This is a genomic window from Streptomyces xanthophaeus, assembly GCF_000725805.1.
Classification (GTDB): domain Bacteria; phylum Actinomycetota; class Actinomycetes; order Streptomycetales; family Streptomycetaceae; genus Streptomyces; species Streptomyces xanthophaeus.
Map to the genome: position 1 here is coordinate 358,422 of NZ_KL647133.1, position 13,381 is coordinate 371,802.

Here is a 13,381-nt window from a genome sequence, read left to right on the forward strand (position 1 = left end):
GGTCGTGGAGGACGCGGTTACAGCTCGGTGACCGTGCCGTCCGCCACCTGGAGGCGGCGGGTCACGTGGACGGCGTCCAGCATCCGGCGGTCGTGCGTGACCAGCAGCAGGGTGCCCTCGTACGCCTCCAGGGCGGCCTCCAACTGCTCGATCGCCGGGAGGTCGAGGTGGTTGGTGGGCTCGTCCAGGACCAGTAGGTTCACCCCGCGGCCCTGGAGCAGGGCCAGGGCGGCGCGGGTGCGCTCGCCCGGGGAGAGGGTGGCCGCCGGGCGCAGGACGTGCGCCGCCTTCAGCCCGAACTTCGCCAGCAGGGTGCGGACCTCGGCCGGTTCGGTGTCCGGGACCGCCGCGCAGAAGGCCTCCAGCAGCGGCTCGTCGCCGAGGAACAGGCCGCGGGCCTGGTCCACTTCGCCGACCAGGACCCCGGAGCCGAGGGTCGCGGAGCCGGAGTCCGGCGCCAGCCGGCCCAGCAGCACGGCGAGGAGGGTGGACTTGCCCGCTCCGTTGGCCCCGGTGATCGCCACCCGGTCCGCCCAGTCGATCTGCAGGCTGGCCGGGCCGAAGCCGAAGTCGCCCCGCTTGACGGCCGCTTCGCGCAGGGTGGCCACCACGGAGCCCGACCGCGGGGCCGCCGCGATCTCCATCCGCAGCTCCCACTCCTTGCGGGGCTCGTCCACGACGTCCAGCCGCTCGATGGCGCGCTGCGTCTGGCGGGCCTTGGCGGCCTGCTTCTCGCTGGACTCGCCGCGCAGGTTCTTGCCGATCTTGTCGTTGTCGGAGGCCTTGCGGCGGGCGTTGCGCACGCCCTTGTCCATCCAGTTGCGCTGCATCTGGGCGCGGCCCTCAAGGGCCGACTTCTTGTCCGCGAACTCCTCGAACTCCTCGCGCGCGTGGTTGCGGGCGCGCTCGCGCTCCTCCAGGTAGGCGTCGTAGCCGCCGCCGTAGAGGTTGATCTGCTGCTGGGCCAGGTCGAGTTCGAGGACCTTGGTGACGGTCCGGGTGAGGAACTCGCGGTCGTGGCTGATGACGACCGTGCCCGCGCGCAGCCCCTTCACGAACCGCTCCAGCCGCTCCAGACCGTCGAGGTCCAGGTCGTTGGTCGGCTCGTCGAGGAGGAAGACGTCGTAGCGGGAGAGGAGCAGCGAGGCGAGGTTCGCGCGGGCGGCCTGGCCGCCGGACAGGGCCGTCATGGGGAGGTCCAGGCCGACGGCGAGGCCGAGGTCGTCGGCGACCTCCTGGGCCCGCTCGTCGAGGTCGGCGCCGCCGAGGTCCAGCCACCGGTCCAGCGCGGTGGAGTACGCGTCGTCGGCGCCTGGGGTGCCGTCCACGAGGCCCTGCGTCGCCGCGTCGAGCTCCGCCTGGGCGGCGGCCACCCCGGTCCGCCGGGCCAGGAAGTCGCGTACCGACTCTCCCCCAGACTCCGTCCGGGAGGTGCCCCCGGGCCGGCGCTCCGGCTCCTGCGGGAGATGGCCGATGGCGGCGGTGGGCGGGGAGAGCCGGAGCTCTCCGGTCTCGGGGGTGTCCAGGCCGGCGAGCAGGCGCAGCAGGGTGGACTTCCCGGCGCCGTTCACGCCGACGAGGCCGATGACGTCGCCGGGCGCGACGACGAGGTCGAGATCGGCGAAGAGCGTGCGCTCACCGTGCGCGGCGGTGAGCTTCTTGGCGACGAGGGTTGCAGTCATGATCTGCCGATTCTATCCGGGCGGACGGGTGACCCACGGATGGCCGGATAGGTGGGAAGCCCGGCATTGCAGACGTAGGAGCCCGCGTCACACCATGGGGTCATGCCGTTGCGAAACGTACTCGTGGTCCTCTACGACGGGGTGCAGAGCCTGGACGTCACCGGGCCTGTGGAGGTCTTCGCCGCCCTCGGCCACTTCCCGGGCCGGGACGCGTACGCGATCCGCACCGTCTCGCCCGGGGGCGCGCCGGTCCGTACGACCAGCGGGCTCGCCCTGCTCCCGGACGGGGACCTGGAGGGCGCCCGGCCGGGCCCGGGGACCACGCTGCTGGTGCCCGGAGGGCAGTACACGGCCGACTTCGAGCCGCGGCTGACCGACTGGCTGCGCGCCCACGGGGGTGCCGCGGGGCGCCTGGTGTCCGTGTGCACGGGCGGGCTGCTGCTCGCGGAGGCGGGGCTGCTGGACGGCCGGCGGGCGACGACGCACTGGAACGTGTGCGAGCAGATGGCCCGGGACTACCCGGCCGTGGAGGTGGAGCCCGATCCCATCTTCGTGCGGGACGGGCCAGTGGCCACCTCGGCGGGGGTCACCGCGGGCATCGACCTCGCGCTGGCGCTGGTGGAGGAGGACCACGGGCGGGACGTGGCGCTGAAGATCGCCCGGCACCTCGTGGTGTTCCTGCGCAGGCCCGGCAACCAGGCCCAGTTCAGCGCGCAGTTGGAGGCGCAGACGGCCCGGCGGGAGCCGTTGCGGGACGTACAGCAGTTCATCACCGAGCATCCCGGCGGGGACCTGAGCGTGGAGGCCCTCGCCGCCCGGGCCAGGCTCTCGCCGCGGCACTTCGCCCGGGCCTTCCAGGCGGAGACGGGGGTGACGCCGGGGCGGTACGTGGAGCGGGTGCGGGTGGAGCACGCCCGTCGTCTGCTGGAGGAGAGCTCCGTCGGCGTCGCCCAGGTCGCCCGCGCCTGCGGCTACGGCACCCCGGAGGCGCTGCGCCGGGCCTTCGTGAAGACCCTGGGCCAGCCCCCGACGGAGTACCGCCGCCGCTTCGGCGCCTGACCGCGGGCACCGGACCGGACGCACCGAAGAGACCCGGAAAGACCCGAAGAGACAGACCAGACCCGAGAGACCCAGACCCCGACCGCTCCGGAGGAGCCATGCAGATCGCCGTACTGCTCTACGACCGCTTCACCGCCCTCGACGCCATCGGCCCCTTCGACACCCTCGGCCGCCTGGAGGGCGCCGAGACGGTGTTCGTGTCCGAGCGCCCCGGCCCCGTCCGCACCGACAACGGCTCGCTCGCCCTGGTCGCCGACAAGGCCCTCGGCGAGGTGACCCGGCCCGACATCGTCATCGTGCCCGGCGGACCGCACCCCGAGGTGGAGATGAAGAACCCGGCCGTCCTCGAATGGCTGCGCGCCGTCGACGCGACCACCACCTGGACGACCTCCGTCTGCACCGGCTCCCTGCTGCTCGCCGCCGCCGGACTGCTCGAAGGCCGCCGGGCCGCCGGCCACTGGCTGTACCTGGACCAGCTGCCGCGGTTCGGGGCCGAGCCCACCGGGGAGCGCGTGGTGTTCGACGGCAAGTACGTCACCGCCGCCGGGGTGTCCGCGGGGATCGACATGGGCCTCACCCTGCTCGGCAGGATCGCGGGGGACACCTTCGCCCAGACCGTCCAGCTGATGACCGAGTACGACCCGCAGCCGCCCTACGACGCCGGTTCCCCGGACAAGGCACCGGCCGAGATCGTCGCGCGGCTGCGCGGGGTCAGTCCCCTGTAGGCCAGCGGAAGACGGGCGCCCGGCGCCCGAGGAAGGCGGCGACCCCCTCCGCGGCGTCGCCGCTGCCTGCTGCCTGGCCGGACCAGTACCCGTCCCGGTCCGTGCGGCCGTCGGCGAACTCCTTGGCCGCCGCCTGCGTCAGCCGGGAGCGGGAGGTCAGGATCCGGGCGAAGTCGGCCACCCGCTCGTCCAGCCGGCCCGCGGGCAGCAGCTCGTTCAGGAACCCGGCGCGCAGCGCCTGTTCGGAGTCGATCAACTCGGCCGAGAAGAGCAGGTACTTGGTCCACGACGGGCCCACCAGCGCGGACAGCCGCCGGGTGGAGGAGGAGGGGTAGACGATGCCGAGCTTGGCGGGGGTCACCCCGAAGGAGGCCCCCTCCTCGGCGAAGCGCAGGTCGCAGGCGGCCGCCAGCTGGCTGCCGCCGCCCACGCAGTACCCGCGGACCGCGGCCAGGGTCGGCTTCGGGAAGGCGGCCAGGGCCTCCTCCGCGGCCACGGCGAGGGCCTGCGGGTCCTCGTCCCCGGTCAGGGAGGAGATGTCGGCCCCGGCGCAGAAGGTCGGGCCGGCGCCGGTGAGCACGAGGACCCGTACGGCCGGGTCGGCGGCCAGTTCCTTCAGCAGCTCCGGCAGCGCCCGCCACATCGCGGCCGTCATGGCGTTGCGCTTGGCGGGGTGCGAGATGACGACGGTGGCGACCCCGTCGGCCACCGTGTGCAGGAGGGATGCGTCCAGGGCTGCTTCCATGCGCCGGATGCTATCCCGGGCCTTCGCTCCTATGATCAAGGGAGTCCGTCCGGGGGGTGCGAGGAGGTGGCACGCTCATGGGCGCAGACCGTTCCGAGGTGAGGGACGCGGCCCCGAAGGGCTCCGACCCGCAGCGCGAGAAGAAGAAGCTGAGCCGTAGCTTCGGCTGGCTGACGCTGCTCGGGGTGCTCCTCGTCCTGGCCGGTCTGGTCGGCCTGGTCTACGCGGGCGTGGCCACCTTGACCTCGATGTTCCTCTTCGGCTGGCTGCTGCTCATCGGCGGCGTCGTGGGCCTGCTGCACGCCGTCCAGTCCCGCAAGGGGAACTACTTCTGGCTCGCCGTCATCGTCGCCGCGATCAATCTGGCGGCCGGGTTCGTGATCCTGATGCGGCCGGAGGCGAGCGCGGAGGCGCTCACCATGTTCGCGGCCCTGCTCTTCCTCACGGGCGGGGTGTTCCGGCTGGTCGGCGCGCTGGTGGTGCGGGGTGCCAACTTCGGGCTCGCGCTCGTGCAGGGTGCCTTCGGGATCCTGCTGGGCGTCCTGATCCTGTCCAACTGGCCCGGCAACAGTCTGTACGTGATCGGAACCTTCTTCTCCCTCGCGCTGCTGTTCGACGGCCTGAGTCTGATCGCGACGGGCCTGGGCGCCCGGCGCATCCTGGGGTTGGTCAGGGAAGACGAGGTCCCGGCGGGGCGGGGCGCGGAGGGCGGTACGCGCGAGGCGGCGGAGAACCGGCCAGTAGGAGATCAGGAACAGTCGAACAACTGACTCTGTCATACGCCAGCGTTCAGAAAGCGTCCGAATGACGCTGACTTCTGGTCAGTGGTCCGGTCCGGACCAGCCCGTTCCCCACTCTTGACGCGTGGACACGATCGAGCGCGAAGACGGGGGACGGAACATGGAAGACAGCGGGAGCGTCCCGCCGGCCAGAGGGGGTGAGCCGGAGCTCCCGGCCGACCCCCTCGCGTACGAGGGCGTGTGGCGGTTCACTGCGCCCGCCGTAGAAGAATCCGTTCCGCAGGCCCGCCGTGCGGTCCGGGACCTGCTCGGGCGCCAGGGGGTGCCCGCCCAGCAGGACCTCGTGTACTCGCTGCTGCTGATCGTCTCCGAACTGGTGACGAACTCCGTCCGGCACGCCGCCCTGCTCTCGCCGGAGGTGGCCGTGGAGGTCGCGATCGGCCGGGAGTGGGTACGGGTGGCCGTGGAGGACAGCCACCCGTACCGCCCCAAGGCGCTGGAGGCCGACTACGGCCAGACCGGCGGCCGGGGCCTGCTCCTGGTCCGGGAGGTCACCCGGGAGGCGGGCGGGGTCTGCGACGTGGAGCACACCGCGACCGGCGGCAAGGTGATCTGGGCGGCCCTGCCGCTCACCGCACCGCCCGCCCCGGCCGCGCCCGTCGCCCGGACGCTCTGAACGGGCTGCCGGCTACCAGCCCGCCGCGTCGCCCGTCAGCTCGCGGATCGCCGGCCGCGCCGCGTCGAGCACCGTCATGAACCAGGCCGAGAACGGAGCTTCGGCGTGCCGCTTCGCCAGCTCCGCCGCCGTGACGAAGGCGGTGTCGCCCACTTCCTCGGGATCCGGCCGCACGGCCGCCTGCGCCAGTCCCACGAACAGGTGGTTGAACTCCTGCTCCACCAGACCCGATGCGGGGTCCGGGTGGTTGTAGCGCACGGTCCCCGCCTCGGCGAGCAGCGAGGGGGAGAGCCCCAGCTCCTCATGGGTCCGCCGGGCCGCTGCCGCGAAGGGCGACTCGCCGGGATAGGGGTGACCGCAGCACGTGTTCGACCAGACGCCGGGGGAGTGGTACTTCCCGAGGGCGCGCTGCTGGAGCAGCAGACGGCCCTGCTCGTCGAAGAGGAACACGGAGAACGCCCGGTGCAGCTGCCCGGGCGCCTGATGGGCGGAGAGCTTCTCCGCCGTGCCGATGGTGTTCCCGGACTCGTCGACCAGTTCGAGCATGATCGGTTCTTGAGTGCCGGTGCCGTTGGACGCGCTGCTCGCGGCGGTGGCTGGTGTGGTCGGCATACCCATCCTTCGCTTCGGACTTCGGCCTTCAGTCTGCCGTACAAAAGAGGCTTGTCCCTACTTCGGTGATCCGCGCATGTCTGCCCCCCGTCGCGTGATAAACGACGGGGGGCAGCAGCGGGAGGCGCGGCGGAGCGCCCCGGATCAGACCCGGATCAGCCTCGGATCAGACGCCGAACGGAGCCGGATAGGCGATGGTTCCCGAAGGAACCGGAGCGCTGTCATCCAGCACCAGGGCCATCATCGCCTCGTCGGGAACCTCGAACGGGGCCCGGATCCCGAACCGCGACGCCGGTACGAAACCGAAGCGCGGGTAGTACTCCGGATGCCCCAGGACCAGCACCAGCGCCTCACCGCGCTCCTTCGCGGCCGCGAGCAGCGCCCGTACGACGGCACTGCCCGCCCCGGAACGCTGGAGCGCGGGCGCGGTGGCCACCGGCGCGAGCGCCAGGGCCCGTACGCCGTCGACCCGGCAGACGGTGAGCAGCGCGTGCGCCGCCACCGACCCGTCCGGACCCTCGGCCACGTACGACAGCCCGGTCACCCAGGAGCCGTCCGAGCGCAGCGCGTCGACGAGATCCGCCTCCAGAGGGGTCTCGAAGGCCGCCAGGTTGACCGCCCGTACGGCGGCCACGTCGGCCGGGGTCTCGGGGCGGGTGGGCCAGGCCGGGCCGTCGCCGGCCGTCACCGGACGCAGCACGTAGCCGGTGTACCCGTACTCGTGCCCGTGGCGGGCCCGTACGTCGAGCTCCTCGCGGACGGCGGCCAGCGCGGCCGCGGCCCCGGGAGCCTCGGCGCGGGCGCCGCGCACCCGCTCGGCGAGCGGGCCGTAGTACGCGTCCCAGTCCGCGTCGGGCTGGTGGTGCACCCCGAGGACCTGGTACCCGGCGGCCTGGGCGGCGGCGAGGTTCTGCGCGGTGGAGCGCAGCGGGTACTGCGCGTCCCAGAAGGCGCGGGCTCCGGCGGAGGGCTCGCTGGTGGTCCACTCGCACTCGGTCAGCACGAGGGTGCCGCCGGGTGCGAGCAGCCGCTTCCACCGCGCGAGCGCGGTGTCGAAGCCGATGGAGTAGGCCGAACCCTCGGCCCAGACGAGGTCGAAGGAGCCGTCCTCGTAGGGGAGCGCGCCCATGTCCGCGGTGACGGGGCGGACGCGGTCGGTGAGCCCGCCGGCCGCGGCGGCCGTGGCGAGCTCGTCGAGGAACGGCTGGTGGAGGTCGACGGCGGTCACCTCGGCGCCGCCGCTGCCCGGACGTCCCGCCTCGGCGGCGAGCAGCAGGGCGCTGCGGCCCGGACCGCAGCCCAGGTCCAGTACGCGCGGCCGCTCGGGCAGCGGTCCGCACAGGGACAACAGGTGGCGGGTGGTGGCGTCCGAACCGGGGGCCTGCCGGGGCAGACCGTGGTGGAGGGCGAAGAACGCCTCGACGACGGCGTCGGAGGAGCTGGTGTCCTCGGTGGTGCGGGTGTGCTCGGTGTTCTTGGTGTGGTCGGTCAACGTGAACCCTTGAACGGGGGCCCCGGCCGACGGGGTGCGATCGGCTGTGAGATCAGCTCTGGGATCGGACCTGGCCGGGTGCCCGGAAGGAAGTGGGGATGTGCCGGAGTTCGCTGCCCATGGCCGCGACCTTGACGACGGTCATCAACCCCACCTCTTTCTCGCTCGGTCACCCTGAGGATGTTCGGGACGCCTGTGCGGGATCCGCACGAGCCTGCGGCCACCCTAACATCGGGGCCGGTTTGGACTCCCTGCGCGCGGTCGTCAATGATGATCACGGCCGGGCCCGGGACGCGGGAATATTCGGCTTATCGGGGCGTAAACGGGTGATGAACCCCTGGTTCCATTCATCCGATAGCCTCTGCCGACGTGCCGCCGCCTGCCGAGGCGCCGGTCCAGAATCCGTCGCAAGGAGTGAGTTCGTCTGCCGACCGTCATCCTCACCGGCCTGCCGGTCCCCGGATCACCGCTCGCGGACGAGCTGCGCGGCCTCGGGTTCGACGTCCGTCCCGCCGCCGGTCCCGAAGAGGTCTCCGCCGCACTGGCCGGTGTCCCCGCGGACCAGCGGGTGGCCGTCGTGGACAGTGCCTTCGTCGGCCACGTGCACGCCCTGCGCCTCGCCCTGACCGACCCCCGCTTCGACGCCTGCGCCGTCCCGGGGGCCTTCGCCGTGCAGCCCCCGGCCCGGGGCGCGCTGGACGAGGCCGCCGCCACCGCGGGTGACGGCGCCGGGCCCTACGCCGACCGGCTCGCCGCCGGGGCCGAGGCCGCCGGCGCCACCGTGCAGCGCCCGGACCTCGGCACGCTCGTCGCGGCCGTCCCGGCCACCGCCCCCGAGCGGGACGCGGCCGTGGCCGCCGTGGCCGCCGTGGACGAGGAGGCCGTCCGCCTGCGGACGGCCGTCAAGTCCCGCGACGGCTTCTTCACCACCTTCTTCATCAGCCCGTACTCGCGCTACATCGCCCGCTGGTGCGCGCGCCGCGGCCTGACCCCGAACCAGGTCACCACCGCCTCGCTGATCACCGCGCTGATCGCGGCCGGCTGCGCCGCCACCGGCGACCGCTGGGGCTACGTCGCGGCCGGCGTGCTGCTCCTCGTCTCCTTCGTCCTGGACTGCACCGACGGGCAGCTCGCCCGTTACTCGCTCCAGTACTCGACGATGGGCGCCTGGCTCGACGCGACCTTCGACCGCGCCAAGGAGTACTCCTTCTACGCGGGCCTGGCGCTCGGGGCGGCCCGCAACGGCGACGACGTCTGGGCCCTCGCGCTCGGCTCGATGATCCTCATGACCTGCCGGCACGTCGTCGACTTCTCCTTCAACGAGGCGAACCACGACGCGACGGCCAACACCAGCCCGACCGCAGCCCTGTCCGACCGGCTCGACAGCGTCGGCTGGACGGTCTGGGTCCGGCGGATGATCATCCTCCCGATCGGTGAGCGCTGGGCGATGATCGCGGTCCTGACCGCCCTCACCACCCCGCGGACCGTCTTCTACGCGCTCCTCGTCGGCTGCGCCTTCGGAGCGCTCTACACCACCGCGGGCCGGGTCCTGCGCTCCTTGACGCGCAAGGCGACCCGTACGGACCGGGCGGCGCAGGCCCTGGCCGAGCTGGCGGACTCCGGCGTCCTCGCCTGGACCGGCGGCCCCCGCCCCGGCAAGCGGCCCGACCGCGGCGCGGTGTGGCTGGCCGCGATCGCGGCCGTGCTGATCGTCGGCGGGTCCCTGACCCGCGACTACGGCGACCCGTGGCTCATCGGGACGGCGGCCGGCTATCTCGCGCTCTGCGGAGCGGCCCTCTCGGCCCCGCTCAAGGGCCCCCTCGACTGGCTGATCCCGCCGTTCTTCCGGTTCGCCGAATACGTGACGGTCCTCACCCTCGCCGCCAGATCGGACGTCCCGGGAGCCCTTCCCGCGGCATTCGGACTGGTCGCGGCGGTCGCCTACCATCACTACGACACGGTCTACCGCATCCGGGGCGGCTCGGGCGCGCCCCCGCGCTGGCTGGTGCGGGCGACCGGCGGCCAAGAGGGCCGGGTCCTGCTGACCGTGGTCCTCGCCGCAGTCCTTCCCCGGGACGCGTTCCCCGTCGCGCTCACGGTCCTGGCCGTGTACGTGGCACTCGTGGTGCTCGTGGAGAGCATCCGCTTCTGGGTCTCCTCCGGAGCACCCGCCGTTCACGACGAAGGAGAAGCAGCATGATCGGCCTTGTACTCGCGGCCGGTGCCGGACGCCGCCTGCGTCCCTACACCGACACCCTGCCCAAGGCCCTCGTGCCCGTCGGTCCCGAGGGCCAGGAGGAGAGCCTGACGGTTCTCGACCTGACGCTCGGCAACTTCGCCGAGGTCGGCCTCACCGAGGTCGCCGTCGTCGTCGGCTACCGCAAGGAAGCCGTCTACGAGCGCCGCGAGGCGCTGGAGGCCAAGTACGGCGTCAAGATCACGCTGATCGACAACGACAAGGCCGAGGAGTGGAACAACGCCTACTCCCTGTGGTGCGCGCGTGACGTCCTCAAGCAGGGTGTGATCCTCGCCAACGGCGACACCGTCCACCCCGTCTCCGTCGAGAAGACCCTGCTCGCCGCCCGCGGCGAAGGCCGGAAGATCATCCTCGCCCTCGACACGGTCAAGAACCTGGCCGACGAGGAGATGAAGGTCGTCACCGCCGAGGGCAAGGGCGTGCAGAAGATCACCAAGCTGATGGACCCCGCCGACGCGACGGGCGAGTACATCGGTGTCACCCTCATCGAGCCCGAGGCCGCCGAGCAGCTGGCCGAGGCGCTGAAGACCACGTTCGAGCGCGACCCCGACCTCTACTACGAGGACGGCTACCAGCAGCTCGTCAACGACGGCTTCACGATCGACGTGGCTCCCATCGGCGACGTCAAGTGGGTCGAGATCGACAACCACGACGACCTCGCCAAGGGCCGGACGATCGCATGCCAGTACTGACGAGGCTGATCCCCTCGCCGGTCGTCGTCGACATCAGCCGCGGGGCGATGGACGATCTGGCCGGCCTGCTGGCCGACCAGCGGATCTCCGCCTCCGGCAAGCTGGCGATCGCGATCAGCGGCGGCTCCGGCGTGGCGCTGCGCGCCAAGCTGGAGCCCGTACTGCCGCACGCCGACTGGTACCCGGTCGCCGACGGCACCATCGACTCCGCCGTGAAGCTGGCCGACGACATAAAGGGCCGTCGCTACGACGCCGTCGTGGGCCTGGGCGGCGGCAAGATCATCGACGTGACGAAGTACGCCGCGGCGCGGGTCGGACTGCCGATGGTGGCCGTCGCCACCAACCTGTCGCACGACGGCATCTGCTCGCCGGTGTCCATCCTGGACAACGACAACGGGCGCGGCTCCTACGGCGTCCCCACCCCGATCGCCATGGTCATCGACCTCGACGTGATCAAGGACGCCCCGGTGCGGTTCATCCGCGCGGGCGTCGGCGACGCGATCTCCAACATCTCCGCGATCGCCGACTGGGAGCTCTCGCACAAGATCACCGGCGAGGCCGTGGACGGCCTGGCCGCCGCCATGGCCCGCACCGCCGGCGAGTCCGTCCTGCGCCACCCCGGCGGCTGCGGCGACGACGAGTTCCTCACCGTGCTGTCCGAGGGGCTCGTCCTCTCCGGCATCGCCATGTCGATCAGCGGGGACAGCAGGCCCTCGTCCGGGGCCTGCCACGAGATCAGCCACGCCTTCGACCTGCTCTACCCCGGGCGTTCCGCGCTCCACGGGGAGCAGGTCGGCATCGGCGCCGCCTTCGCCATGCACCTGCGCGGCGCCGTGGACCAGTCCGGGCTCTTCGCCCAGGTGCTGCGCCGCCACGGCCTGCCGGTGCTCCCCGAGGAGATCGGGTTCAGCGTGGACGAGTTCGTCGCGGCCGTCGAGTACGCCCCCCAGACCCGTCCGGGACGCTTCACGATCCTGGAGCACCTCAACCTGTCCGCAGCCGAGATCAGGGACGCTTACTCCGACTATGCCAAGACCATCCGTAGCTGAACTCCGGCCCGTCGTTCACCCGGCGGGCGTCAAGGACCGGGTCAGCGGCGAGCACTGGGGCGGGCGCCTCTACATGCGCGAGGTCTCCCTGCGCATCACCCGCCTCCTGGTCACGACCAAGGTCACGCCGAACCAGCTGACCTACGTCATGACCCTCGCCGGCGTCCTCGCCCTCCCGGCCCTGCTGGTGCCGGGCATCCTGGGCGCCGTGCTCGGCGTGGTGGCCGTCCAGCTGTACCTGCTGCTCGACTGCGTCGACGGCGAGGTGGCCCGCTGGAAGAAGCAGTTCTCGCTCTCCGGCGTCTACCTCGACCGGGTCGGCGCCTACCTGTGCGACGCGGCGGTGCTGGTCGGCTTCGGCCTGCGCGCCTCCGACCTGTGGGGCACCGGGCGGATCGACTGGCTGTGGGCCTTCCTGGGCACCCTCGCGGCGCTCGGCGCGATCCTGATCAAGGCCGAGACCGACCTGGTCGGCGTCGCCCGCCACCAGGCCGGCAAGCCCGTGGTCAAGGACGCCGCGGCCGAGCCGCGCTCGTCCGGCATGGCGCTCGCCCGCCGGGCCGCGGCCGCGCTCAAGTTCCACCGCCTGGTCCTCGGCATCGAGGCCTCGCTGCTCATCCTGCTGCTGGCCGTCCTGGACCAGGTCCGCGGCGACCTGTTCTACTCCCGGGTGGGCGTGGCCGTACTGGCCGCCATCGCCATGCTCCAGACGGTGCTGCACCTGGTGTCCATCCTGGCCTCCAGCAGGCTCAAGTGAGTGCCCCGATGCGGCTGGGCGCCGTGATCATCACGATGGGCAACCGGCCCGACGAGCTCAAGGCGCTCCTGGACTCGGTGGCCCGGCAGGAGGGCGACCCGGTCGAGGTCGTCGTCGTGGGCCAGGGTGTCGAGGTCACGGGGCTCCCGGCGGAGGTCCGTACGGTCTCGCTGCCCGAGAACCTGGGCATCCCGGGCGGCCGCAACGTCGGCATCGAGGCCTTCGGCCCCGGCGGCAGCGACGTGGACGCCCTGCTCTTCCTCGACGACGACGGGCTGCTGGAGCGCACCGACACCGCCGAGCTGTGCCGCCAGGCCTTCGCGGAGGACCCCGCACTCGGGATCGTCAGCTTCCGGATCGCCGATCCGGACACCGGCGAGACCCAGCGGCGGCACGTTCCGCGGCTGCGTGCCTCGGACCCGATGCGCTCCTCCCGGGTGACGACCTTCCTGGGCGGCGCCAACGCCGTCCGCACGAAGGTGTTCGAACAGGTCGGGGCCCTGCCGGGGGAGTTCTTCTACGCCCACGAGGAGACCGACCTGGCCTGGCGGGCGCTCGACGCGGGGTGGCTGATCGACTACCGGGCGGACATGGTGCTCCTGCACCCGACGACCGCCCCCTCCCGGCACGCGGTCTACCACCGTATGGTGGCTCGTAACCGGGTGTGGCTCGCCCGCCGCAACCTGCCCGCTCCGCTGGTCCCGGTCTACGTGGGCGTCTGGCTCCTGCTGACGCTCCTGCGCAGACCTTCGGCACCGGCGCTCAAGGCATGGTTCGGCGGTTTCAGGGAGGGATGGACCACTCCCTGCGGTCCCCGGCGCCCCATGAGATGGCGTACGGTCTGGCGGCTGACCCGGCTGGGCAGACCGCCTGTCATCTGACGAGCCCGCGTCTG

Annotated in this window: 14 protein-coding genes; 9 read left to right on the forward strand and 5 right to left on the reverse strand. The window is 72.4% G+C overall.

Annotation, left to right across the window (positions count from 1 at the left end):
* Positions 1-17: 17 nt before the first annotated feature.
* Positions 18-1,682 (reverse strand): ABC-F family ATP-binding cassette domain-containing protein, encoded by a 1,665-nt coding sequence (locus IO30_RS0134205; RefSeq protein ID WP_031149604.1) that lies wholly within the window; start codon positions 1,680-1,682, stop codon positions 18-20.
* A 102-nt stretch (positions 1,683-1,784) separates the two neighbouring features.
* Between IO30_RS0134205 and IO30_RS0134210 the strand changes: the two genes are divergently transcribed.
* Together IO30_RS0134210 and IO30_RS0134215 are read left to right on the forward strand one after the other, a co-directional pair.
* The gene (locus IO30_RS0134210) at positions 1,785-2,741 is read left to right on the forward strand and encodes a GlxA family transcriptional regulator (protein WP_031149606.1); all 957 of its coding nucleotides are present in this window, start codon (positions 1,785-1,787) and stop codon (positions 2,739-2,741) included.
* 98 nt (positions 2,742-2,839) lie between these two features.
* Positions 2,840-3,466: a DJ-1/PfpI family protein gene (locus IO30_RS0134215; RefSeq protein ID WP_031149608.1), complete on the forward strand. Its 627-nt coding sequence runs from the start codon at positions 2,840-2,842 to the stop codon at positions 3,464-3,466.
* Here the strand turns inward: IO30_RS0134215 and IO30_RS0134220 are convergent.
* Complete coding sequence (locus tag IO30_RS0134220; RefSeq protein ID WP_031149610.1) at positions 3,453-4,211, reverse strand: enoyl-CoA hydratase/isomerase family protein; 759 nt, start codon at positions 4,209-4,211, stop codon at positions 3,453-3,455. The genes IO30_RS0134215 and IO30_RS0134220 overlap by 14 nt on opposite strands.
* A 77-nt stretch (positions 4,212-4,288) precedes the next feature.
* Here IO30_RS0134220 and IO30_RS0134225 point away from each other — a divergent pair, with 77 nt between their 5' ends.
* Both IO30_RS0134225 and IO30_RS0134230 read left to right on the forward strand, forming a co-directional pair.
* Positions 4,289-4,981, forward strand: a complete 693-nt coding sequence (locus IO30_RS0134225) for an HdeD family acid-resistance protein (protein ID WP_051859181.1) — start codon at positions 4,289-4,291, stop codon at positions 4,979-4,981.
* A 130-nt stretch (positions 4,982-5,111) separates the two neighbouring features.
* Positions 5,112-5,627 (forward strand): ATP-binding protein, encoded by a 516-nt coding sequence (locus tag IO30_RS0134230; RefSeq protein ID WP_373316516.1) that lies wholly within the window; start codon positions 5,112-5,114, stop codon positions 5,625-5,627.
* A 12-nt stretch (positions 5,628-5,639) separates the two neighbouring features.
* On the opposite strand, the gene idi is transcribed toward IO30_RS0134230, so the two are convergent.
* From idi to IO30_RS47355, 3 genes are all read right to left on the reverse strand, one after another.
* Positions 5,640-6,239 (reverse strand): isopentenyl-diphosphate Delta-isomerase, encoded by a 600-nt coding sequence (idi, locus tag IO30_RS0134235; protein ID WP_031149616.1) that lies wholly within the window; start codon positions 6,237-6,239, stop codon positions 5,640-5,642.
* 166 nt (positions 6,240-6,405) lie between these two features.
* Positions 6,406-7,632 (reverse strand): GNAT family N-acetyltransferase, encoded by a 1,227-nt coding sequence (locus tag IO30_RS0134240; protein WP_051902782.1) that lies wholly within the window; start codon positions 7,630-7,632, stop codon positions 6,406-6,408.
* Positions 7,633-8,194: 562 nt separating this feature from the next.
* Positions 8,195-8,332, reverse strand: coding sequence for a hypothetical protein (locus tag IO30_RS47355; RefSeq protein ID WP_234321659.1), 138 nt, complete (start codon positions 8,330-8,332; stop codon positions 8,195-8,197).
* Here IO30_RS47355 and IO30_RS0134250 point away from each other — a divergent pair.
* The 5 genes from IO30_RS0134250 to IO30_RS0134270 are packed head-to-tail and all read left to right on the forward strand — an operon-like array spanning position 8,309 to position 13,367.
* The gene (locus tag IO30_RS0134250) at positions 8,309-9,931 is read left to right on the forward strand and encodes a DUF5941 domain-containing protein (protein WP_237403388.1); all 1,623 of its coding nucleotides are present in this window, start codon (positions 8,309-8,311) and stop codon (positions 9,929-9,931) included. The two genes, IO30_RS47355 and IO30_RS0134250, sit on opposite strands and share 24 nt — an antisense overlap.
* Positions 9,928-10,680 (forward strand): phosphocholine cytidylyltransferase family protein, encoded by a 753-nt coding sequence (locus IO30_RS0134255; RefSeq protein ID WP_031149621.1) that lies wholly within the window; start codon positions 9,928-9,930, stop codon positions 10,678-10,680. The genes IO30_RS0134250 and IO30_RS0134255 overlap by 4 nt, the downstream gene beginning before the upstream one ends.
* Positions 10,668-11,729, forward strand: coding sequence for an iron-containing alcohol dehydrogenase family protein (locus IO30_RS0134260; protein ID WP_031149623.1), 1,062 nt, complete (start codon positions 10,668-10,670; stop codon positions 11,727-11,729). The genes IO30_RS0134255 and IO30_RS0134260 overlap by 13 nt, the downstream gene beginning before the upstream one ends.
* Positions 11,707-12,486 (forward strand): CDP-alcohol phosphatidyltransferase family protein, encoded by a 780-nt coding sequence (locus tag IO30_RS0134265; protein WP_078903931.1) that lies wholly within the window; start codon positions 11,707-11,709, stop codon positions 12,484-12,486. The genes IO30_RS0134260 and IO30_RS0134265 overlap by 23 nt, the downstream gene beginning before the upstream one ends.
* A gap of 8 nt (positions 12,487-12,494) precedes the next feature.
* Entirely contained in the window at positions 12,495-13,367 is an 873-nt protein-coding gene (locus IO30_RS0134270) for a glycosyltransferase family 2 protein (protein WP_031149627.1), read from the forward strand.
* Positions 13,368-13,381 lie beyond the last annotated feature (14 nt).

Coding starts and splice junctions, on each gene's coding strand:
- IO30_RS0134210 (WP_031149606.1), top strand. CDS start 1,785: ATGCCGTTGCGAAACGTACTCGTGGTCCTCTACGACGGGGTGCAGAGC.
- IO30_RS0134260 (WP_031149623.1), top strand. CDS start 10,668: ATGCCAGTACTGACGAGGCTGATCCCCTCGCCGGTCGTCGTCGACATC.
- IO30_RS0134205 (WP_031149604.1), bottom strand. CDS start 1,682: ATGACTGCAACCCTCGTCGCCAAGAAGCTCACCGCCGCGCACGGTGAG.
- IO30_RS0134220 (WP_031149610.1), bottom strand. CDS start 4,211: ATGGAAGCAGCCCTGGACGCATCCCTCCTGCACACGGTGGCCGACGGG.
- IO30_RS0134225 (WP_051859181.1), top strand. CDS start 4,289: ATGGGCGCAGACCGTTCCGAGGTGAGGGACGCGGCCCCGAAGGGCTCC.
- IO30_RS0134270 (WP_031149627.1), top strand. CDS start 12,495: ATGCGGCTGGGCGCCGTGATCATCACGATGGGCAACCGGCCCGACGAG.
- IO30_RS0134215 (WP_031149608.1), top strand. CDS start 2,840: ATGCAGATCGCCGTACTGCTCTACGACCGCTTCACCGCCCTCGACGCC.
- IO30_RS0134265 (WP_078903931.1), top strand. CDS start 11,707: ATGCCAAGACCATCCGTAGCTGAACTCCGGCCCGTCGTTCACCCGGCG.
- IO30_RS0134230 (WP_373316516.1), top strand. CDS start 5,112: ATGGAAGACAGCGGGAGCGTCCCGCCGGCCAGAGGGGGTGAGCCGGAG.
- IO30_RS0134255 (WP_031149621.1), top strand. CDS start 9,928: ATGATCGGCCTTGTACTCGCGGCCGGTGCCGGACGCCGCCTGCGTCCC.
- idi (WP_031149616.1), bottom strand. CDS start 6,239: ATGCCGACCACACCAGCCACCGCCGCGAGCAGCGCGTCCAACGGCACC.